Annotated in this window: 25 protein-coding genes; 17 read left to right on the top strand and 8 right to left on the bottom strand. The window is 45.0% G+C overall.

The window, feature by feature from the left end; translation table 11 throughout:
• Positions 1–3: 3 nt before the first annotated feature.
• The 4 genes from FTU87_RS04800 to rdgB all read left to right on the top strand — a co-directional run bounded on the left by FTU87_RS04800 (position 4) and on the right by rdgB (position 3,072).
• Positions 4–1,164 (top strand): homoserine O-acetyltransferase, encoded by a 1,161-nt coding sequence (locus FTU87_RS04800; protein WP_100355652.1) that lies wholly within the window; start codon positions 4–6, stop codon positions 1,162–1,164.
• Positions 1,164–1,757, top strand: coding sequence for a methionine biosynthesis protein MetW (metW, locus tag FTU87_RS04795; protein ID WP_004278415.1), 594 nt, complete (start codon positions 1,164–1,166; stop codon positions 1,755–1,757). Before FTU87_RS04800 ends, metW begins: the two co-directional genes overlap by 1 nt.
• Positions 1,754–2,344, top strand: a complete 591-nt coding sequence (locus tag FTU87_RS04790; protein ID WP_100329259.1) for a tetratricopeptide repeat protein — start codon at positions 1,754–1,756, stop codon at positions 2,342–2,344. The genes metW and FTU87_RS04790 overlap by 4 nt, the downstream gene beginning before the upstream one ends.
• A gap of 101 nt (positions 2,345–2,445) precedes the next feature.
• A complete protein-coding gene (gene rdgB, locus FTU87_RS04785) occupies positions 2,446–3,072 on the top strand; it encodes an RdgB/HAM1 family non-canonical purine NTP pyrophosphatase (RefSeq protein ID WP_180075494.1) in 627 nt (208 codons plus the stop codon).
• Positions 3,073–3,212: 140 nt separating this feature from the next.
• On the opposite strand, the gene FTU87_RS04780 is transcribed toward rdgB, so the two are convergent.
• A complete protein-coding gene (locus FTU87_RS04780) occupies positions 3,213–4,094 on the bottom strand; it encodes a permease (protein WP_180096749.1) in 882 nt (293 codons plus the stop codon).
• 185 nt (positions 4,095–4,279) lie between these two features.
• Between FTU87_RS04780 and tatA the strand changes: the two genes are divergently transcribed.
• From tatA to FTU87_RS04760, 4 genes are all read left to right on the top strand, one after another.
• Complete coding sequence (gene tatA, locus FTU87_RS04775) at positions 4,280–4,498, top strand: Sec-independent protein translocase subunit TatA (RefSeq protein ID WP_100355649.1); 219 nt, start codon at positions 4,280–4,282, stop codon at positions 4,496–4,498.
• A gap of 9 nt (positions 4,499–4,507) precedes the next feature.
• A complete protein-coding gene (gene tatB, locus FTU87_RS04770) occupies positions 4,508–4,930 on the top strand; it encodes a Sec-independent protein translocase protein TatB (protein WP_005095555.1) in 423 nt (140 codons plus the stop codon).
• Positions 4,927–5,703, top strand: coding sequence for a twin-arginine translocase subunit TatC (gene tatC, locus FTU87_RS04765; RefSeq protein WP_074383997.1), 777 nt, complete (start codon positions 4,927–4,929; stop codon positions 5,701–5,703). Before tatB ends, tatC begins: the two co-directional genes overlap by 4 nt.
• A 188-nt stretch (positions 5,704–5,891) precedes the next feature.
• Positions 5,892–8,123, top strand: coding sequence for a PhoX family phosphatase (locus FTU87_RS04760; protein ID WP_180082939.1), 2,232 nt, complete (start codon positions 5,892–5,894; stop codon positions 8,121–8,123).
• A gap of 57 nt (positions 8,124–8,180) precedes the next feature.
• Here the strand turns inward: FTU87_RS04760 and FTU87_RS04755 are convergent, their stop codons facing one another.
• Positions 8,181–8,960, bottom strand: coding sequence for an NRDE family protein (locus FTU87_RS04755; RefSeq protein WP_180096748.1), 780 nt, complete (start codon positions 8,958–8,960; stop codon positions 8,181–8,183).
• A gap of 93 nt (positions 8,961–9,053) precedes the next feature.
• Here FTU87_RS04755 and lgt point away from each other — a divergent pair, with 93 nt between their 5' ends.
• The 3 genes from lgt (at position 9,054) to FTU87_RS04740 (ending at position 10,727) form a co-directional block, all read left to right on the top strand.
• Complete coding sequence (lgt, locus tag FTU87_RS04750) at positions 9,054–9,863, top strand: prolipoprotein diacylglyceryl transferase (protein WP_180096747.1); 810 nt, start codon at positions 9,054–9,056, stop codon at positions 9,861–9,863.
• Positions 9,864–9,955: 92 nt separating this feature from the next.
• Positions 9,956–10,348 carry a hypothetical protein gene (locus FTU87_RS04745; protein WP_180096746.1) on the top strand — a complete coding sequence of 131 codons (393 nt, stop codon included), beginning with the start codon at positions 9,956–9,958 and terminating at the stop codon, positions 10,346–10,348.
• Positions 10,341–10,727 (top strand): hypothetical protein, encoded by a 387-nt coding sequence (locus FTU87_RS04740; protein ID WP_180096745.1) that lies wholly within the window; start codon positions 10,341–10,343, stop codon positions 10,725–10,727. Before FTU87_RS04745 ends, FTU87_RS04740 begins: the two co-directional genes overlap by 8 nt.
• A gap of 18 nt (positions 10,728–10,745) precedes the next feature.
• On the opposite strand, the gene FTU87_RS04735 is transcribed toward FTU87_RS04740, so the two are convergent.
• Positions 10,746–11,261: a CHAP domain-containing protein gene (locus FTU87_RS04735; RefSeq protein WP_180096744.1), complete on the bottom strand. Its 516-nt coding sequence runs from the start codon at positions 11,259–11,261 to the stop codon at positions 10,746–10,748.
• 400 nt (positions 11,262–11,661) lie between these two features.
• Between FTU87_RS04735 and FTU87_RS04730 the strand changes: the two genes are divergently transcribed.
• The 6 genes from FTU87_RS04730 to msrA all read left to right on the top strand — a co-directional run bounded on the left by FTU87_RS04730 (position 11,662) and on the right by msrA (position 16,051).
• A complete protein-coding gene (locus FTU87_RS04730) occupies positions 11,662–12,153 on the top strand; it encodes a lipocalin family protein (RefSeq protein WP_100329265.1) in 492 nt (163 codons plus the stop codon).
• A 181-nt stretch (positions 12,154–12,334) separates the two neighbouring features.
• Positions 12,335–13,177, top strand: coding sequence for a thymidylate synthase (gene thyA / locus FTU87_RS04725; RefSeq protein ID WP_180096743.1), 843 nt, complete (start codon positions 12,335–12,337; stop codon positions 13,175–13,177).
• Between the two features lie 97 nt (positions 13,178–13,274).
• Positions 13,275–13,787, top strand: a complete 513-nt coding sequence (locus FTU87_RS04720; RefSeq protein ID WP_180096742.1) for a dihydrofolate reductase — start codon at positions 13,275–13,277, stop codon at positions 13,785–13,787.
• Positions 13,788–13,813: 26 nt separating this feature from the next.
• Entirely contained in the window at positions 13,814–14,860 is a 1,047-nt protein-coding gene (locus FTU87_RS04715) for a DUF4105 domain-containing protein (protein WP_005095536.1), read from the top strand.
• 101 nt (positions 14,861–14,961) lie between these two features.
• Positions 14,962–15,423: an META domain-containing protein gene (locus FTU87_RS04710; RefSeq protein ID WP_074383989.1), complete on the top strand. Its 462-nt coding sequence runs from the start codon at positions 14,962–14,964 to the stop codon at positions 15,421–15,423.
• Between the two features lie 103 nt (positions 15,424–15,526).
• Entirely contained in the window at positions 15,527–16,051 is a 525-nt protein-coding gene (gene msrA / locus FTU87_RS04705) for a peptide-methionine (S)-S-oxide reductase MsrA (RefSeq protein ID WP_005095533.1), read from the top strand.
• Positions 16,052–16,115: 64 nt separating this feature from the next.
• On the opposite strand, the gene FTU87_RS04700 is transcribed toward msrA, so the two are convergent.
• The 5 genes from FTU87_RS04700 to FTU87_RS04680 form a co-directional block, all read right to left on the bottom strand.
• Entirely contained in the window at positions 16,116–16,520 is a 405-nt protein-coding gene (locus FTU87_RS04700; RefSeq protein WP_005172785.1) for a biopolymer transporter ExbD, read from the bottom strand.
• A complete protein-coding gene (locus FTU87_RS04695; protein ID WP_100534638.1) occupies positions 16,520–17,143 on the bottom strand; it encodes a MotA/TolQ/ExbB proton channel family protein in 624 nt (207 codons plus the stop codon). The genes FTU87_RS04700 and FTU87_RS04695 overlap by 1 nt, the downstream gene beginning before the upstream one ends.
• 25 nt (positions 17,144–17,168) lie before the next feature.
• The gene (locus FTU87_RS04690; RefSeq protein WP_034608769.1) at positions 17,169–17,939 is read right to left on the bottom strand and encodes a TonB-dependent receptor; all 771 of its coding nucleotides are present in this window, start codon (positions 17,937–17,939) and stop codon (positions 17,169–17,171) included.
• Between the two features lie 192 nt (positions 17,940–18,131).
• Positions 18,132–18,998 (bottom strand): formyltetrahydrofolate deformylase, encoded by an 867-nt coding sequence (gene purU, locus FTU87_RS04685; protein ID WP_005095527.1) that lies wholly within the window; start codon positions 18,996–18,998, stop codon positions 18,132–18,134.
• A gap of 47 nt (positions 18,999–19,045) precedes the next feature.
• Positions 19,046–19,777, bottom strand: a complete 732-nt coding sequence (locus FTU87_RS04680) for a TetR/AcrR family transcriptional regulator (protein WP_034608773.1) — start codon at positions 19,775–19,777, stop codon at positions 19,046–19,048.
• Positions 19,778–19,889: the final 112 nt, after the last annotated feature.

Raw genomic sequence — 19,889 nt, 5'->3', positions numbered from 1 at the left:
CCCGTGTCTTTTCCAGCTGACTCAGTGGGCATTGTTGTCCCACAAAAGTTCCAATTTGAAGAGCCGTTAGAGCTTGAATGCGGTCGTATCCTCCCCCGTTTTGAACTGATGGTTGAAACTTACGGTACCTTAAATGCTGACAAGTCCAATGCCATTCTGATTTGTCATGCCCTTTCTGGTCATCATCATGCCGCTGGCTATCATCATGAAGATGATAAAAAGGCCGGCTGGTGGGACGCCTGTATTGGTCCCGGCAAAGCCATTGATACTGCAAAATTCTTTGTGGTATCACTGAATAATATTGGGGGCTGTAGCGGTTCTACCGGTCCAACGTCACCAAATCCTGAAAATGAAAACCGTCCTTATGGTCCAGATTTTCCGCTGGTCACGGTCCGCGACTGGGTTAAAACTCAGGCTTTATTGTCCGATCGTTTAGGCATTCAGACTTGGGATGCCATCATTGGTGGTTCACTCGGTGGCATGCAGGCACTGCAATGGTCAGTGGATTACCCGAACCGTTTAAGAAAATGTGTGATTATTGCCAGTGCGCCAAAACTTTCAGCACAGAATATTGCCTTTAATGAAGTAGCACGTCAGTCAATTTTGTCTGATCCTGACTTCCACAACGGCCGTTATCTGGAAAATGACAGCTATCCCAAACGTGGCCTGATCCTGGCGCGTATGGTCGGTCATATTACCTACCTGTCCGAAGAAGCCATGAAGCAGAAATTTGGCCGTGATCTGAAATCTGGCAAATTTATGTATGGTTTTGATGTCGAATTCCAGGTCGAAAGTTATTTGCGTTATCAAGGTGAACAGTTCAGCCGTAACTTCGATGCCAATACCTATCTGATCATGACCAAGGCACTGGATTATTTTGATCCGTCACGTGAATATGAACAGTCACTGAAAAAAGCCATGGCCCATACCCGGTGCAAATTTTTGGTGGTGTCCTTCACCACTGACTGGCGTTTTACCCCTGCCCGCTCGCAGGAAATTGTGGATGCCTTAATTAGCAATCATAAACCGGTGAGCTATTTAGATATTGATGCCGAACAGGGTCATGATTCCTTCCTGTTCCCGATTCCCCTGTATGTAAAATCTTTGCGTGCATTCCTGGGTGGTGAAGAACACCTGAAAGCCACACCGAAGGAGGCCGTATAATGCGTATCGATCAACAACTCGCTGAAAAGTGGATTAAGCCCGGTTCTAGCGTACTTGACCTGGGTTGTGGCGATGGTGAACTGCTGGCACAAATGAGTAAAAAACACGATATTCGCGCATACGGATTAGAAATTGATCAGGAAAAGATTGCAATTGCGGTCAGTCGCGGGTTAAATATCATCCAACAAGACTTAAACCTCGGTTTAAGCCGCTTTGCCGACCAGTCTTTTGACAATGTGGTCATGGCACAAGCTTTGCAGGCTGTAGATGCACCTGACGTATTATTGCGTGATATGGTGCGTGTAGGGAAACAGGCCATTATTACCTTTCCGAACTTTGCGCATTGGAAGACCCGTTCTTTCTTGGCAATCAAAGGGAGAATGCCGGTTTCTGAAGCCTTGCCGTATATGTGGTATAACACCCCGAATATCCACTTATGTACATTTCGTGATTTTGAAGCACTTTGTGCGGAAAATAATATCAAAATTATTAATCGACTCGCTGTGAACGGGAATCAAGAAGATAGTTTGCTGAGCAAGCATCTCCCTAATCTATTTGGTGAAGTCGCAATTTATCGAGTGAGCGCGCTATGAAAAAATTATTATTAAGTACGACGCTACTGGCGGGACTTTTTGGCATGCAAGCCCATGCAGACTATGTTGCTCCAAGTCCTTCTGTTGCCAGTCAAGCGGCTCAGTATTCAATAATGGATATCAACAGTCTGATCAAAGCAGCTAAAGCAGGTCAGGCCGGTGCACAGTTTTATCTGGCCACCAAATACCAGTATGGCAAAGACATTCAAAAAGATGAACGACAGGCCTTTGCCTGGTACAAAGCTGCTGCCGATCAAGGTTTAGCTGTGGCGCAGTTAAATGTCGGCCGTATGCTGGCAGATGGCATGGGCACCCGAAAAGATGAAGCGCTGGCACGTCAGTATTTTGAAAAAGCAGCCAGCCGTGGTGATAACCGTGCCAGCTTTAACCTGGCCATGATGGAAGAGAAAAAGAAAAACTACATGGGTGCTTATCAGTGGTATGAACTGTCTACCCGTGATGGCATGCTCGACAATAAAGTGATTACCCTTTCTGAAGGCAAGAAAACAGCATTGGCGGCCAACTTGACCCAGGAACAGATCCGTCAGGCGCGTGACCGTGCCGACAGATGGATTCAGGCACAATAAGCTGAATGGTATAAATAGCACCTTCGGGTGCTTTTTTATTGCCTACAAATCCGCAATGGCAGTTAAAATAGCACGATTGATATTTAGAGAATGAGTGACATATGGCTTCTACAGATTGGTTATCCCAAGGCACACTGGTATTGGCAAGTAATAACAAAGGTAAAATTGCCGAGTTTGAGAAAATGTTTGCGGAACTGCAACTGCCGGTAGATGTGATTCCTCAAGGTCAACTGAATATCGAAGATGCCATCGAAGATGGTTTAAGCTTTGTTGAAAATGCCATTATCAAGGCACGCCACGCGGCTAAAATCTCAGGTAAACCTGCGATTGCCGATGACTCAGGCATTTGTGTGCCAGTTCTTGGCGGAGCTCCTGGGATCTACTCAGCACGTTATGCCGGTGAACATGGCAATGATGCCGCCAACAATAAGAAACTGCTGGCAGATTTGAAACCATTGCGTAAAGATAGCGAAGCGATTGAAGGCATGTTTGTCTGTGTACTGGCACTGGTTCAACATGCTGAAGATCCACTGCCACAAATTTTCCAGGGCATCTGGACGGGTGAAATTTTAGAAGCAGCACGCGGTGAAAATGGCTTCGGTTATGACCCGCTGTTCTGGTTGCCGGAACTCGGTATTTCCAGTGCAGAAATGAGCAAAGAAGAAAAGAATAAAATCAGTCATCGTGGTCAGGCCATGCAGCTGTTTAAAGCCAGTTTGGCGAAATAATTTGTTTTACCCCTCCCTTTTCCAAAGGGAGGTCGGGAGGGATTCAAATTTACCTCTTATCAAGAATCCCCCTAAATCCCCATTTTTCAAAGGGGGGGACTTTATAACTCTTTCTAGCCTTCTCTCCAAAAAAGGAAACTTTATAGCGTAGGCATCACCGCATGCAACACCAGCCCATAGATCCCAATCAAAATTGCACTCGCAATCGTCCCCGAAGCAATATATTTGGCAGAATGCCCTGTGCCCTGATAATGGGTTTCTAAAGCCACGATGTTCGCTGCCGGTGGCAATAAGAAATACATCATCATTACACTATAAGTCAGGAGCTGATGTGGAATCGGCAAGAATATATAGGCAATACCAGCCAAGCCTAATGCAAAAATAAAGCGCCCGCTGATCAGCACCAGACTGCGCTTTAAATCCCTCAGCTGAATACGGACATGACGAAGCCACATGCCCAAAATGCACATTCCTGCAAAAGTGACTAAAAATTTATTGGCTGCATATGCCCATTGAAGGATGGGATGAAACTCATAATGACTAAAGTCCCAAAATGATAAAACCCCTGCAATACTGAGTGCGATCACCGGTGGTGATTGCAGGACATTTTTCAGAATAAATGTCCAATCTTGGCGAGTTTGGCTCACGGCAATGACAGCACTGACATTCCCAAATAATGAGCCACCAATATAAAGTGCAATCATGGTCGACATTGCGTCAGTGCCAAACACTGCTAAGGCAAACGGCAGACCGAGCCATACGCCATTCAAATAGCTAAAACACAGCGCACGCAATTTATCTTTGGCAAAATAATAAAACAGGCTAAACAACACAATTGAACTAAAAATACTAAAGCCCATCAGCCACAGACTGCCCGCTTTATAAAACACCATATTGTAAATAATCAGCACAGGAATCAGAACACGTGCCAGTAAAGCCGCCAAGACAGGTCGAACCGGTTTTAAATATTGCACGCCCCAATAACCAATCAAAAAAGACAGCAGGGGAAGAATCAAGGCCATGACAGTGCTGCTGAGATTTCCATATCAGGTTATATGCTAGCACAGCATCCTTTTCATCTAATGATAGATTTTTCATATGAATTACTCATTACCCTGCTGCCGTGTCGGCAAACTGTCATTAAAGCGTCACTGCATTGTCATACAAGCCTGCTGAGATAGGGGCATGAAATATAGAGGATAAAATAATGGCAGGATTATCAATTTGGCATGTGCTGATTTTTGCAATTGTGGTGATTTTATTGTTTGGTACATCGAAGCTGAAAAACCTGGGTAAAGATGTCGGCGGTGCAATTAAAGACTTTAAAAAATCAGTCAAAGATGAAGAAGCAGAAATGGCCAAGCTGCAAGAACCGCGAACGATTGATGCACAAGTCAAAACCCCTGAAACCTCAATCAAGAGTTAAGAGTCCGCTATGCTCAATATCGGAATGACCGAGCTGCTGATTTTCGGGATTATTGCACTTCTGGTGCTTGGGCCAGACAAGTTACCTGAGGCAGTCCGTTTTGTCGGAACATGGTATGGCAAGATCAAGCGCATGGTCAGCAATGTTCAGAACGATCTGGATCGTGAATTACGCTTGTCCGAACTGCGAGAACAGATGCAGGCCGAAATGCAGCGGATCCAGCAACTCGAAGCCAAGATGCAGGCACAAATGGCAGATTTGCAGCAGCCGATTGCAACTGATGAATTAAAAGTAAAGCCTCAGGCTGCCCAGCCCGTGCTTCGCTATCAGCCTGTAGTACAGCCCGTATCAGTGGTGTATTTACCTCAGCCTGCACAAACTCAAGCAGTGATTTCCCAACAACGCTATACAGAAATGAAGGTGGCCGTATGACGTCTTCACCGACCACACCTGCTTCAAATGATGCTGCAGCGCTGAACCTTGAAGAGATGCCGATTACCCAGCATTTGGTGGTGTTAAGAAAACATCTGTTTAAAGTGGTTGCTGTCCTGATTGGCCTGTTTTTCTGTTTGCTGCCTTTCGCCAATCAGACCTATCAATGGTTATCTGAACCTTTACGGGCACAATTGCCTGCCAGCTCGACCATGATTGCCACGGATGTGACGGCAACATTCATGGCACCGTTTAAGCTGAATTTCTTTGTGGCGCTGATGATCACAATGCCGTTTATTCTGTATCAGCTCTGGACATTTGTTAAACCGGCGTTATATGCCAAAGAAAAGAGTCTGGCGCTGCCGCTTTTGATCGGCAGTATTGTGCTGTTTTATACCGGGATCAGCTTTGCCTACTTTGTGGCCTTGCCTTCGATCCTGCATTTTTTTATCAGTGTCTCGCCGGAAACTGTGGCACCGATGACTGACATTAACAGTTATCTTAGCTTCTGTTTAAAGCTGTTTCTGGTCTTTGGTTTTACCTTTGAAATCCCGATTATTACCTTGGTTTTAATCCTGATTGGGGCAGTTTCAACACAAACCCTGGTGGAGAAACGGCGCTTTATTATTGTCGGCTGTTTCTTTGTCGCGATGTTCGTGACACCACCAGATGCACTGTCGATGATCATGTTGGCTGTACCGATGTGGCTGCTGTTTGAACTGGGTTTGTTGGCAGGAAAACTGATTGAAAAGCGTCGTTTAACCGATCAATAATAACTACAACCCAAAAACAAAAAGAATCATATTTAACTCAGGCAGCCAAGGCTGTCTTTTTGTTTTATACAAATAAAGACATTGATTTATTTAACTTTATTGAAATATTGACTTAACCAGATTGTCATACTTTAAGTCTATTTTGTTCATAACTTTATAACCAAGCCTTTTTTGCCAGGAACTAAAAAATGACAGATTATTTAGATTTCAATGACGATTATGACAGCAACAACTCGGGGAATGCAGAATTCACTCAAATTTTGCAAAAAAATATTAACCGCCGCGAATTGATCAAAAAAACAGCTGGTGGTGCAGTTGCCTTAACTTTGGCAGCTTCTTTAACCGGTTGTAGTGATGACGATGATGAACCAAATAACTCAGACAATCCTACTCCACCATCAACTGAACCAGATTTAACAGCGAAACCAAGCTCGCTAAAATTTAAGGCAGTCGAGAAAAACACTTTAGAACAATTTTCGGTGCCTGAAGGCTACGATTTCAAAATCTTGCACGCTGTAGGCGATCCTCTGAATTCAAGCCTGCCAGTTTGGGATGAAAACAATATTCCAAGTGGTATTTCATATGAGCGTCGTGTTGGCGATAACCATGACGGCATGACCTTTTTCGGTATGAATGCCGCTAAGCAAAATTATGATGCAACAGTATCTGATCAAGGTCTGTTGGTCATGAACCATGAATATCTGCAACGTGGTGATCTACACCCTCGCGGTAATGCTTTTGATCCAAAAGATATTACTGAAGATGAAGCGCTCCGTGAAATATATGCACATGGTGTTTCAATTGTTCACTTGAAAAAAGACCCAGCCACTCAAGCTGTTAGCGTGAATCTGGACTCACCATTTAACCGTCGTATTACTGCAGCAAGTGAAATTGAATTTAGAGGCCCTGTAAAAGGTCATGCCTTGGTACAGACAGCATTCAGCCCAACTGGCTTGATTACACGCGGTACGATCAATAATTGTGGTAATGGCTATACTCCGTGGGGAACCTATCTCACCACTGAAGAAAACTTTAACCAATACATCGCACGTAAAAAAGAAGGTGACGCTGGAGATATACGTGATGCCATGACTGAACATGCCATCTCTCGCTATAAAGTGAACAATAAGGCAAGCGGTTATAACTGGCAGAGTATTACAGCTCCAACACTTTCATCTGTAGATATGTTCAGCCGTTGGAACACTGCCGCTTTAGCGAACACAGCTCAAGAAGATTATCGCAACTCGATTAATACTTTCGGTTGGATCGTGGAAATTGATCCATTCGATAACCGTAGTCGCCCAGTAAAACGTACCGCTTTAGGTCGCTTTGCTCATGAAGACTGTCGTGTTAGCCGTGCCATCGAAGGTAAGCCACTTGCATTTTATATGGGCGATGACTCTCAGGGCGAATACATTTATAAGTTTGTGTCAGCAACCAATTGGAATCCAAGTGATATCAATGGTGGCTATGCAGCTGGTGACAAATACATGGACAAAGGTAAGTTCTATGTCGCCAAGTTTGATTTTAATGAAGCTACCGGTGAAGCGCGTGGTGAATGGCTTGAACTGTCCATGAATAACCCGAAAATTACGAGTTATGACAAATATCAGTTTAAAGACCAGGCCGATATCTTGGTGCATGCACGCCTAGCTGCCGATGCAGCGGGCGCGACCAAAATGGATCGTCCTGAATGGGTTGCCGTAAATCCTGAAAATGGTGAAGTTTATGTGACTTTAACCAATAACTCACAACGTGGTACCGGTCATGCCATTGATGCAGCTAACCCACGTCAGTACTCGGACGATGATGATGCAACGAACCGTCTGAGCGGTAACATCAACGGCCATATCATTCGCTTCCGTGAAACAGGTGACGATGTTACTGCAACATCATTTACATGGGATATTTTCCTATTCGGTGCCGAAGCAGATTCAATCCCAGGTGTAAATCTTTCTGGCTTGACGGATGCAAATGATTTCTCTAGCCCAGATGGTATGTGGTTTGATGACCGTGGCGTATTATGGTTACAAACTGACGATGGTGCATATACGGATACAACCAACTGCATGATGCTTGCAGCACTTCCTGGTTCAGTGAGCGATGGTTCTGTACAAACCGCAACAGCGGGCACAGGCACACAAAAAACACCTATGGGTGCGAAGCTAGATGACTCGAAGCTACGCCGTTTCTTGGTTGGTCCTGCTGGCTGTGAAATTACAGGGGTTACCATGACACCTGACTACAAAGCCATTTTTGTAAACGTGCAACATCCGGGTGGTACTTGGCCTGCCAACCAAGCTGAAAATTTAATCAGTACTGGTCGTGCATATTCACGTCCACGCTCAGCAACAGTCGTGATTACCCGTAAAGATGGTGGTGTCATTGCAGGTGAATCGTTAGAAACCCCTAAAGCTTAAACTCTGAAGTGATTTAAAAAAATGCCGACATCTGTCGGCATTTTTCATATCCGGTGATTATTTCAGGCTAATTATTTTCTCAATAGTATGACCTGCGGTTGCACCTTGTTGTGACTTTTCGATCCAGTGCCATTTATCGTTGGTCATTCTCAAAAAATTGGAACAGCGGGTTCCATAGGCTAGACTTTGAATAAATGTCGACGATAGCAGCTGTTCCATTTCAACCGAAATGCCGGTATCTGGCAGCAGTTCAGGAATCACTTTACGTTCATCTTCCAGAATATCCCAGACTGCATGATACAGATCAGCTTCCGAAACTGACTGTTGTTGCAGCATCGGTAAAAATTCCTGGGTAAAGCGTTTGCGCAAATGTCGGGTCTTGTACCAGTCTTCACTCATCAGACCATTGGAAACCACATAGACGCCATGCGCCAGTACTTGTGGTGCTTCACCGCGATTGCTCATATATACGGCCTGATCTTGATTTCCAATAAAAAGATTAAAACCGGCATAGTCACACTGCCGTTGTTCCAGATCTTGTGCGAAACGAATCGGCGTTAAGTCCGAATTTAAAAAATCCTGGATGATATGACCACGTGAAGTCGGATAATCTGTCCGATCTTGCCCGTTGCGAAAATTGGTAATCACTGCCCAGCGACCTGAGGCCGTGATACCCATCCAGGTGCCGCCCGACTGCAAATCCTGCCCGGCAATAATCGGACTATCTTCCCATTCATGCAATGCCTGTGTAGGCCGCTGATAGAATTCATCCCGATTTGAAATCAGACATAATGGGGTCTCATCCACAACCCGCCAAGCCAGTGCCACGATACACATAATTTACGCTCTCGATCTTTACACATTGAATGTACAACATTTTTCTTTGCTTTCAGCTAAAATCTGTGCAAAACAGAATCACAAGGAACAGGAATGCTCACCTATCCCAATATTGATCCCGTCGCGATTTCGCTCGGGCCCCTGCAAGTCCACTGGTATGGACTGATGTACTTACTGGCATTTTTATTTGCCTGGGGATTGGCAACGTTTCGAGCCAAACAACGCGGCTGGACGCCAGATATGGTCTCTGACCTGATTTTCTTCGGTGCGCTTGGTGTCATCATCGGTGGCCGTGTCGGTTATGTCTTGTTCTATGGTTTTTCTCAGTTCCTCGCAGATCCTTTATGGTTATTCCAGATCTGGACCGGTGGTATGAGCTTCCACGGTGGTTTCCTCGGTGTCATTCTGGCCATGCTGTGGTGGTGCCGGAAATACAAGATGACCTGGTTCCAGACCCTGGATTTTATCGCACCCTGCGTACCAACGGGGCTGATGTTTGGCCGGATTGGTAATTTTATTGGCGGTGAATTGTATGGCCGTCAGGTGACCGATCCCAACTTTGCCTGGGGCATGATTTTCCCGACCGATCCTTTGCAGCTGGTGCGTCATCCATCACAATTGTATCAGGCGCTGTGTGAAGGCCTGATTCTGTTTATTGTATTGTGGTGGTTCAGTTCCAAGCCGCGTCCACGTATGGCGGTCTCTGCACTGTTCCTGATCGGTTATGGTCTGGCACGCTTCGTGGTCGAGTTCTTCCGTGAGCCGGACAATGGTCAGCTGTTTATTGGCTGGATGAGCAAGGGCCAATTCCTGAGCCTGCCAATGATCCTGATTGGCTTGTGGATGATGTGGTATGCCTACCAAAAGAAAATCTATGACTGGGGTCCAAACAAAAATAGCTGAGAAAATCGCGTAATTTAGCGAGGCCAAGGCCTCGCTTTTTTATACTCAAAATATGCTAAAGTGCCGATTATCTCTTCTATTCTTTCATCATTATGCTTGAGTTCTGGTTTAATCCGCAGGTATCTATTCTCAAAAAACTGTTGATCTTTATTGTGATTGCAGCGACAGCTGCAGGCTTGTACTGGATGGAACCACTGCCCTTAGATTCAATTTTGATGTTTGTCGGTACTGGCATCATTTTTCTGATCTGTCGTTACTGCAAAATCCACTTTGCCAGCAAAAAACCGACCGGGTTGCTGTATAGATTACTGACCTGGATTCCAATTGCCTTATTGATTGCTTTAGTTTTTATGAATATGCGACAGGGCGAAATCCTGATTCCGGGTGCACAAGGCATTGCATTTATGGCACTGGCAATTTGTCTGTTTTCTCCACTGTCCCTGCTCAATCAAAACAAATCAGATTCGGGTTCACCCCATGCTTGAATTTTGGTATTCCGAACGCTGTAGCCGTCAAATCAAACTCATCGTCATCATCGCGACCTGTATTTTTATTTATGCGGCATCGACTGTGGCCCAGTTAGATCCGGTATTTGTTGGGGTGAGTTTAGCGATTGGAGTTGTCGTGCATTTACTGCACCATTTCCGCCTGAAAATCTCAAAATCCAATCCCTATGCAAATGGCTTTAGCGCCTTGAGCCGGGTGATTCCCATCATTGCCTTAATTACCCTGTTTGGCTATTTACCAGAACAGCACCAGCAATGGGGCAAATTTGCCTTGGGTCTGCAATGTCTTGGCTTTGCCGCGATTGGATTATTTATCGTATCGGTCTATGAAAACCGTGCGAAGCGTTTTGAGGACTGATCACTTCGCAGTATTTTCTTAGAAGTAAGTTTCCAGACGATAGTAACTATAAGTCACGTTTTTATTGCGATAAACCGCATGATCTCGCTGTTTGAAATCCGATACCCAGGCACTACCTGAATAAGCCGCGATATGTCCATATTTATGTCCCTGAGTACGGTCAATAATATAGATATCGCCTTTTTTCGGCCGATCAAAAGAAGCATTAATTTTCTTATAGCCCAGCTGCATCAGGGTACTTCCCCAATCTGCCGCTGCCACCGGATGATTCACAATTTTCGCACCCGAGGATTGCAAGCCGACACGAATACTGCGCGCACATTTTTGTGTACTGGTATTTCGGGTAATGCCTTGCAGATAACTGGTAAATTTCTCGATATTAATCCGATGGCCATTGCTGAGGCCTGAAACATTACGGGTAGTGGCTGGCTGTGATGACTTTTTAGGTCTTTGCTGCGATTGGGAACGCACCATGATATTCGCTTGGACAGGAGCATGTACTTCGCTCATGTTTACTTGATGATCATAGATCATGCCTTACCAACCGCTCCTCGCCTGTAATTTAGGCTTTCATATTGTTAACAAGCCGAGAATACTAGTCGTTTAAATGTTATCTTTCACATTAAAAATGTAAATAAATTTGTCTATTTTTGCGGCATTCAAATTAAGCCGTTCTTTCTAATACAGTTACAAAACCCATCATCTTTGCAAAAAAAATGTAAAGCAAAGCCAACTCCGACGCCTTGCAAAGTCTTTTCAGCCTGAAATACACAAAATGAGTCCTTATTTTTTTTCTACTCAAACGTGTGACTTTAAGCTGTAGCTCGGCCATTTTCAGACAACATTTCACTACATGATTACATCATTTTGAGCTTTGCACCCTGTATTACACTGATTCGGCATTTTTAAATATTGAACTAAACGGAGAAGAAAAATGAGTCAGACTTTAAGTACCGTTTCAAATTTTAATTTAGAACAATATTTAGGCACCTGGTATGAAATTGCACGTTTGCCGATGAAACACCAACCCGAGAACAGCACCGATATTTCTGCGGTATATAGCTTAAATGAAAATGGCAAGGTTCGGGTTCAGAACCGCTGTCTGGATGGTGAGGGTAAGCTGGATGAAGCCATTGCTGAAGCGACCATTGTCGATGCAGAACATGCCAAGCTCGAAGTCAGTTTTTTACCTGAAGGCCTGCGTTGGATTCCGTTTACCAAGGGCGATTATTGGGTATTAAAAATCGATCCGGATTATCAGACGGCCCTTGTGGGCGAACCTGGTAAAGAATACTTATGGCTGCTACATCGCGGGACGACTTTAGATGAAGCCACTCAACGTGAATATTTAAGCTATGCAGAATCCTTGGGTTATGATCTGTCCGATCTGATTCACACCGTGCATACTGGCCATAAAACGGCTTAATTTACTGTACAAAGACCTCTATCAGGAGGTCTTTTTTATTCTGGTTTGAGCGATGAAAGCTCATCAAAAAATGCTATGATATGCGCAATTTAAATTGTCCCTTTCGACAGCAAATTATTTTTGAAATAATCTATACTGCTGTTAAAACGGCGATTTTCAACAGATTTAAATAGAGAGACCTATGCGCCAATATCTTGACCTTTTACAACACATTCTCGACAACGGCGGCGATAAAGGCGACCGTACCGGTACAGGGACACGTTCGATATTTGGTCATCAGATGCGCTTTGATCTTTCCCAAGGTTTCCCTTTACTCACCACCAAAAAAGTTCATTTCCGTTCTATCGTGATTGAATTATTATGGTTTTTAAAAGGCGACACCAACGTTCAATATTTAAAAGATCATAAAGTTTCGATTTGGGATGAGTGGGCAACCGCCGAACAGACCGCACGTTTTGGCCGCCCTGAAGGTGAACTGGGGCCAGTTTACGGTCACCAGTGGCGTAATTTTGGTGCCAGCAAAAATGCAGATAATAGCTATAATCAGGATGGTTTTGACCAGATCAAATGGTTGATTAATGAAATTAAAACCAATCCGAATTCGCGCCGTCTGATTGTATCTGGCTGGAATCCGAATGAAGCGGGCCAAGTGGCATTACCGCCTTGCCATACCCTGTTCCAGTTCTTTGTCCACAATGGCAAATTGTCTTGTCAGCTGTATCAGCGTAGCGCCGATGTTTTTCTCGGTGTTCCATTTAATATCGCCAGCTATGCCCTGTTGACACATATGATCGCGCAAGTCTGTGAGCTGGAGGTCGGTGATTTTGTCTGGACCGGTGGCGATACACATTTATATAGCAATCACTTCGAGCAAGCGCAATTACAACTCAGCCGTGAGCCCTTGGGCCTGTGCCAACTTAAATTGAATCCTGAAATCAAAAACCTGTTCGACTTCAAATTTGAAGATATTGAAATTATTGGTTATGAATCACATCCGGGGATTAAGGCACCCGTTGCAGTGTAAATGTTCCCAAACCAAAGAAAATCAAAATCCCACTTTGCTTAAAGTGGGATTTTGCATTTTAATAGGAGCAAATTTTTATTTGTTTTTGAGTGTAGGTATGGCATTTCAGGATTTAGAAGTCGTTCATGTCGTTGCAATGGATCAGCAGCGCTGTATTGGTAAGGACAATGACCTGCCTTGGCATATCTCAGCCGATCTCAAGCATTTTAAAGAAATCACTCAGGGCGGTGTAATTGTCATGGGCCGCAAGACCCTTGAGTCGATGGGGCGTGCGCTCCCTAAACGCGTGAACTGGGTCATTACCCGTGATCCTGACTGGTCTTTTCAAGGCACTAAAGTTGCTCATAACATTGAAGATGCGCTTATTCAGGCAGTTACTGATGTACACAGCTCAGAAAAACCGACGTCTATTTTTATTATTGGTGGCGGTGAAATCTTTAAACAGACCATGGACATTGCCGACCGTCTGGAACTGACTCATGTCGACCTGGATGTACAAGGTCATGCCTATTATCCTGAAATTCCGGCAGAATTCAAAAAAGTCGCGACCGAGCAACATATTGACGACAAAACCGGGATTGCTTTTGAGTTTGCAACCTACAGAAAATAAAGCCTATTTCTCATGAAAAAGTGACCATGCAGGGACGAGAATATATTTCCAAGCACTGGAGTCTGTGGCTGCTGGGCAGCCTGTTTACCCTCTTTGTTATTCTGTCGAGCCTGTGGCTCAGCCTGATGCTCTGGGTTCAGCAACCTCTCGGCAAGATTGGCAGCTTGATCCTGATTGGTGTTTGGTTAACGTTTTCCCTGCTGGTACTCGGGATCTACTTCACCCGGCACCTGATCTCGCGTAAAGTCGATAGCATTCTATATCTTCTGGTCTTTCTGTTTTGTCTGCTGGGCTATTTTAGTCTGCAAGCGCGTCAGGATCGGGAGTGGAATCCTGAAGTGGCTCAGTTGTTGCACTATGAACAACAAGGCGATCAGGTCACCCTGCACAATATCCGGAACTTTGACTGGCAAGCTGATGGTCGTTATATCGAACGTTGGGAAAGCCGCAGTTTTGACCTGAACCAGATTAGCGGGGTGAATATCATTACCTCCTACTGGATGGGTCCGAAAATTGCCCACACGTTGGTCAGCTTCGATTTTGCCAATCAAAAACCTCTCACTTTCTCGATTGAAATCCGCAAGGAAAAACATGAAGAGTTTTCTGCAATTGGTGGGTTTTTCCGTAAATATGAATTGAGTCTGGTGGCATCGGACGAAAAAGATATTGTGTATACACGTAGTAATATTCGCGGAGAGCAGGTGTATTTCTTTCCGGTAAATATGCCACAAGCTCAGGCCAAAGCCTTATTCAAAGAATATCTGGCCCAGGCCGATGAATTGGCCAGAGAACCCAAGTGGTATAACACCCTGACCAGTAATTGCACCACTCTGGTCTTTGATATGGTTCAGGCAGTATCGCAACAACAATTGCCTTCAGATTATCGACTGTTAGCGTCCGGCTATTTACCGAATTATCTCTATGATCTGAAAGTGCTGGATCAATCTTGGGATATGCACACCTGGTACCAACGGGCGCATGTGAATCCACGAGTCAAACAGAGCGCCGATCTGTCCAGCCAGGAATATTCGCAGCGACTTCGTCAAGGCCTGCCTGCACCTCAGACGCATTAACTGGCGTTTTATTACTGTAAATAAAGATACAAAACCGACTGGAACCCGGATCATTTTTTTGTTTATATACAAATAGCTAGTCAATAATCAGAGTATCTTTCATGCTAAAAAAATTAACTGCAATCGCCCTATTGGGTTCAGTATTGGCTGTAATGGGCTGCGAAACCGTGCCGAATACCGCCACCACACAAACCACGAATCATTTACAACTTTTGCAAAATCGCACCTGGATTGCCACACAGATTGGCAATACTGAAATCAAGACCGCAGCTACTGCACCTCATCTTCCAAGTCTGCAATTTGATGCCAGCACCCAGCGTGTTTCCGGTTCAGATGGTTGTAACCGGATCATGGGCAGCTATACGGCGGGCAAAGATACTTTGAATTTAAGCCAGATGGCAACAACACGCATGGCCTGTATGCATAATGATCAGCTTGATCAAAAATTTAATGAAGCTTTAGCCAAGGTGACGCATTATCAGGTATTTGGTAAAACCCTAAAACTATTGGATCGTCATGGTAATGTGTTAATTCAGCTGGAAAGTGCAGTTCAGCCACGTTAAGACTTCCCTACAAAAAGCCTGTATTGGCGGGCTTTTTTTATCTTTCATACTGATGGGCCAGGATTTAACCATCAGCCCAGTTCAATCGAATGAGGAATCAGCCATGCAACAAGCACTTTTTGGTGGTGGATGCTTTTGGTGTACCGAAGCGGTATTTTTACAAATTCAGGGCGTTCAGCAAGTCCTGAGTGGCTATGCCGGCGGTCATACCCCTGAGCCAAATTATGAGGCCGTGTGCGGCGGTGAAACCGGCCATGCTGAAGTTATTCTGGTTGATTTCGACGAAAACCAGATCAGCTATGCCCAGCTCCTTGAGGTGTTTTTTGCGACGCATGATCCAACCACTTTGAACCGTCAGGGCAATGACGTCGGCACCCAATATCGTTCCGTGATTTATTATCTGAATGCTGAACAAAAAACTCAGGCAGAAGCAGCCATGGATGCTTTAAAAAATGAAGGCCTGAATATTGTGACTGAACTCAGCCCGATGCCGACCTTCTATCCTGCTGAGGAATATCACCAAAATTTCTTTGCGAAAAATCCAAACCAAGGTTACTGCAATTTTGCCATTCCGCCAAAACTGAATAAATTACGCAGTAAATTTATGACTTTGTTAAAAACCCATTAATTTGCATAAAAAATGGGGATAAAAAAAGCGACTGAAATCAGTCGCTTTTTTTGTTAGCTGAATCTTAGTTATCGGTTGCAAAGGCAATGTCGCTGAGTCCGGCTCCACTCGCACGCGACATGACTTGAGCTACCGTGTCATAACGGGATTCTTTATCTGCTTTCAGCACAATCGTCGGCTGACGTTCGGTCTGACCTGCTTCATTAAAACGGGTCTGCAATTCGTCTAGGGTCAGGACATTGCCATTCCAGGCAATCTCACCTTCCGCATTGATGCTGATTGTGACATTTTCAGGCGGCAGATCAATAATCTCCGCGGTGGTTTGTGGCAAGGTTAATGGAATTGATGGGTTCGCAACGGTCGCTGTCACCAAGAAGATGATCATCAATACCAACATAATGTCGATGAGGGGAATGAGGTTCATCTCATTCATACCTACATCGTTGTCTTCACCCAGTTGAAAAGCCATTAAGCTTGACCTCCCACTAAACTCTGTTGTGTTACTTTTTCATCAGACTTTTTTGTAGCAGATTCCTGTTGCAACATGGTGTCAATCAACAAGCCATGTGCCTGATCTTGTAACTCATGCGCCAAACCACGATTGAAACGCACACAGATGTTATAAGCCAGTACCGCAGGAATCGCGACGGCCAAGCCTAGACCCGTCATGATCAAGGCTTCACCGACTGGGGTTGCCACTTGTGCCAGACCAGCCTGACCGCTTTTACCCACTGCAACCAGCGCATGGAAAATACCCCACACGGTACCAAACAAACCGACAAATGGTGAAATCGAAGCAATCGTACCGAGGACGGATACCCCTTTCTCAGCATTGGCTTTTTCGGCTGAAATCTGACGTAACAACGCCTGTTCTGCCACTGCCTTACGCTGTTCAAAGCCCAAAGGAGCCAATTTGGTTTTCAGTTGCTCCAATGCTTGAGACAGCTGGGTATAAGCAACTTGTTTAAGCTGGCGAGTGCCCATTAAACGCAGCACAAAAATGGTCCATGTCGCAATCGACATTGCCAATAACACGAAGTACAGCGTTTTACTGACTGCATCAGCGTGTTGCCAATAAACTGAAAAGTTCATCTTCGAACTCCTAATGGGTTAGCCGTTATTTGGTAATTTGAAAATCGAAAGGCTGCTCAACCCGGGTTGGATAAGCCACACCATTTTCCACATATTTGGTTAGTTGCGCGCGGCGTACCGCTGCTTCAACTTTACGGTTCACTGCCGAGCTACAATCCGAATTACGTGCAGTCGCAGAAACCACTTTACCCTGCTCATTTGCCGCCACATCGACCACCATCGAACAAGTCGCTCTTAACTCACCTGAAGACAAGGAAACTTTCGGTGCGCGCTGCCAGCTCACTCCCCCCCCAATCGAGACACTTTTTGGTGATGGCGGCGCAGCAGGTGCTGGCGGTGCTACAGGTGCAGGTGGCGCGACTGGAGCTGGTGCCGGTTGCACTTTGGTTTCGGTGACCACTGTCGGTACCACCGGACTTGGGGTTGGTTTAGCTTCAACGGGTGGTGCTTTCACGACTTTAGGTGCTTCTGCCTTCTTCACCTGTTCTATTTTTTCAACTTTTTTTGGTGGTGGTGGCAGCGGTTTATCTACAATTTTGACTTCTTTGGGCCTAGGCGGCTCTTTTTGTGGCTCGGCCTTCGGCTTTGGCGGTAAAGGTTTGGGTGCTTCCTGCAATTTTACAAAGCGCACTTTAAGCGGCTCTTTCTCTACAGGCTTGAGCTCCGGTGCGTCCATCTGGCTCACTGCCCACAATAGGCCCACATGTCCGACGAACACGGCCGCCAGAATCGAGATGACTTTCTTTTTCATCTTGTTGGGCGGTGTAGGTGGCATGGGAGCAGCAACTTGACTCATTAAATCTATTACCTTGAGGAGATGATGTGAAACAAACAATCAAGCTCATCGGTTAGCACAATTAAAGTACGCCAATAATAAATGAGAAGTGTTTTCATTTGCAACTACTAATCATGCCTTTCACTGACTTTTTTTGCATCAAAACAAAAAAGGCACACTAAAAGTATGCCTTTTTAAATAGGGATGCAAGTTTTATTGGAACACCACAGTTTTATTGCCATCGACAATAATACGGTCTTCCAGATGCCATTTCACTGCACGTGCCAGTACATTACGTTCTACATCCTGACCGAGTTCACGCAACTGTTCAACGGTAAAGTCATGATTGACACGTTCTACGTCCTGCTCGATGATCGGACCCTGATCCAGATCGGCAGTAACATAGTGTGCAGTCGCACCGATCAGCTTGACACCTTTTTCATGCGCCTGCTTATACGGATTTGCACCGACAAATGCGGGCAGGAATGAATGGTGAATATTGATCACTTTCATTTCCCACTTACTTACAAATTCTTCATCTAGAATCTGCATATAACGTGCCAATACCAACAGGTCATTGCCCTGCATTAACTGGTCAATTTCTGCATAGGCTTCAGGCTTGTTGTCTTTGGTCACCGGCACCACTTCAAATGGAATCCCAAAGTTTTCAACCGCTTCGCGTAAAGTCTCGTGATTCGATACCACCTTGGTAATTTCACATGGCAACCCACCACGGGCATGACGCCATAACAGCTCAAGCAAGGCATGATCGACCTTAGACACCAAAATACCGACTTTCTTCACATCGCTGACCAGAGCCAGACGCCATTGCATGCCGTAACGCTCTGCGACATTTACCGCAAAAGTCTGGGTAATGCTTTCTTTACGGCTTTGCAGATGATCCAGTTCAAATTCAACGCGCATGAAGTAACGGCCGCCCTGCGCTGCTGTCGCATATTGGTCAAGCGCAGTAATATTGGCACCTTGATGATACAAGAAGCTCGAAACAGCCTGCACGATGCCCGGCTTGTCTTCACAAGTAATCAATAAACGTGCGGTGTTAGCAGTCGTCATATTCATGTTGGTTTAAGTCACTAATCAGTTAAATTTAAAATAAGCCGAGTATTCTAGCGCGTTTCCGAGATATTCTGAATAGGCGACTCGACTTCTGTGTTTTTTGCAGATGACAGGCTGGCAAAAAGTTCCGAAGAACCCAGACTATTTAGCAAACCTTCATAAGTTTGACGGCTTTCACCGCGTAAATAGGCCCCTTCCAGGAACACCATTTGACGCAATGCCTGCCAGACCCATTTTTCTTCCAGCGTATTGGAATCGGTCAGATGACCTGACATATATAGGAAGTTGGTCCAGTTGGTCAGTACAATCCACAGGTTAATGATCAGTGCTTCAATTTCTGAATCGGTCATGTCCATCAAGCCAGCATTCACAAAAGCCTTATAGATTTTCTGACCTTGCTGCATCACCTCGCCGGCAAAGCGTGGATACATCTTGCGGAAATCTTCATTATTTTCGACCAGATGATAGACATCGCGATGCAGGAAACGATAAGCCCACAGCTGACTGCTCAGTACCTGAAAATAATGAATCTTGTCATTGGCATCCAGAGCACGATCATCCGGCAGCGCCAGCATTTCCAGAGTTTGCTGCTGGTACTCCTCCATCAGTTCTTTAATAATTTCATTCTTATTACGGAAATGATAATACAGGTTACCAGGGCTCATCCCGAGTTCAGCCGCAATATGATTGGTGGTCACAGAGCGTTCGCCACGCTCATTGAACAGCTGCAAACTGAGCTGCAAGATACGCTCTTTAGTTTTTAAGGTTTTGGTTTGGGACATCCTAAAATAACCATTCAGTTCGTGCATTAGCAGGCTAACACACAAAGTCACTTGACTAATTAGAGTATTTGCTCTAAAAATTAATTAATCGATTTTTGAATAATGGTAGTGC

This window comes from Acinetobacter sp. YH12156 (assembly GCF_013418235.1).
Taxonomy (GTDB): domain Bacteria; phylum Pseudomonadota; class Gammaproteobacteria; order Pseudomonadales; family Moraxellaceae; genus Acinetobacter; species Acinetobacter pseudolwoffii.
Note: the sequence above shows the minus strand (reverse complement) of the source record. Positions and strands in the feature narration are given on the sequence as shown.

Coding starts and splice junctions, on each gene's coding strand:
- metW (WP_004278415.1), top strand. CDS start 1,164: ATGCGTATCGATCAACAACTCGCTGAAAAGTGGATTAAGCCCGGTTCT.
- FTU87_RS04790 (WP_100329259.1), top strand. CDS start 1,754: ATGAAAAAATTATTATTAAGTACGACGCTACTGGCGGGACTTTTTGGC.
- rdgB (WP_180075494.1), top strand. CDS start 2,446: ATGGCTTCTACAGATTGGTTATCCCAAGGCACACTGGTATTGGCAAGT.
- FTU87_RS04780 (WP_180096749.1), bottom strand. CDS start 4,094: ATGGCCTTGATTCTTCCCCTGCTGTCTTTTTTGATTGGTTATTGGGGC.
- tatA (WP_100355649.1), top strand. CDS start 4,280: ATGGCAGGATTATCAATTTGGCATGTGCTGATTTTTGCAATTGTGGTG.
- tatB (WP_005095555.1), top strand. CDS start 4,508: ATGCTCAATATCGGAATGACCGAGCTGCTGATTTTCGGGATTATTGCA.
- tatC (WP_074383997.1), top strand. CDS start 4,927: ATGACGTCTTCACCGACCACACCTGCTTCAAATGATGCTGCAGCGCTG.
- FTU87_RS04760 (WP_180082939.1), top strand. CDS start 5,892: ATGACAGATTATTTAGATTTCAATGACGATTATGACAGCAACAACTCG.
- FTU87_RS04755 (WP_180096748.1), bottom strand. CDS start 8,960: ATGTGTATCGTGGCACTGGCTTGGCGGGTTGTGGATGAGACCCCATTA.
- lgt (WP_180096747.1), top strand. CDS start 9,054: ATGCTCACCTATCCCAATATTGATCCCGTCGCGATTTCGCTCGGGCCC.
- FTU87_RS04745 (WP_180096746.1), top strand. CDS start 9,956: ATGCTTGAGTTCTGGTTTAATCCGCAGGTATCTATTCTCAAAAAACTG.
- FTU87_RS04740 (WP_180096745.1), top strand. CDS start 10,341: ATGCTTGAATTTTGGTATTCCGAACGCTGTAGCCGTCAAATCAAACTC.
- FTU87_RS04735 (WP_180096744.1), bottom strand. CDS start 11,261: ATGATCTATGATCATCAAGTAAACATGAGCGAAGTACATGCTCCTGTC.
- FTU87_RS04730 (WP_100329265.1), top strand. CDS start 11,662: ATGAGTCAGACTTTAAGTACCGTTTCAAATTTTAATTTAGAACAATAT.
- thyA (WP_180096743.1), top strand. CDS start 12,335: ATGCGCCAATATCTTGACCTTTTACAACACATTCTCGACAACGGCGGC.
- FTU87_RS04720 (WP_180096742.1), top strand. CDS start 13,275: ATGGCATTTCAGGATTTAGAAGTCGTTCATGTCGTTGCAATGGATCAG.
- FTU87_RS04715 (WP_005095536.1), top strand. CDS start 13,814: ATGCAGGGACGAGAATATATTTCCAAGCACTGGAGTCTGTGGCTGCTG.
- FTU87_RS04710 (WP_074383989.1), top strand. CDS start 14,962: ATGCTAAAAAAATTAACTGCAATCGCCCTATTGGGTTCAGTATTGGCT.
- msrA (WP_005095533.1), top strand. CDS start 15,527: ATGCAACAAGCACTTTTTGGTGGTGGATGCTTTTGGTGTACCGAAGCG.
- FTU87_RS04700 (WP_005172785.1), bottom strand. CDS start 16,520: ATGGCTTTTCAACTGGGTGAAGACAACGATGTAGGTATGAATGAGATG.
- FTU87_RS04695 (WP_100534638.1), bottom strand. CDS start 17,143: ATGAACTTTTCAGTTTATTGGCAACACGCTGATGCAGTCAGTAAAACG.
- FTU87_RS04690 (WP_034608769.1), bottom strand. CDS start 17,939: ATGAGTCAAGTTGCTGCTCCCATGCCACCTACACCGCCCAACAAGATG.
- purU (WP_005095527.1), bottom strand. CDS start 18,998: ATGAATATGACGACTGCTAACACCGCACGTTTATTGATTACTTGTGAA.
- FTU87_RS04680 (WP_034608773.1), bottom strand. CDS start 19,777: ATGTCCCAAACCAAAACCTTAAAAACTAAAGAGCGTATCTTGCAGCTC.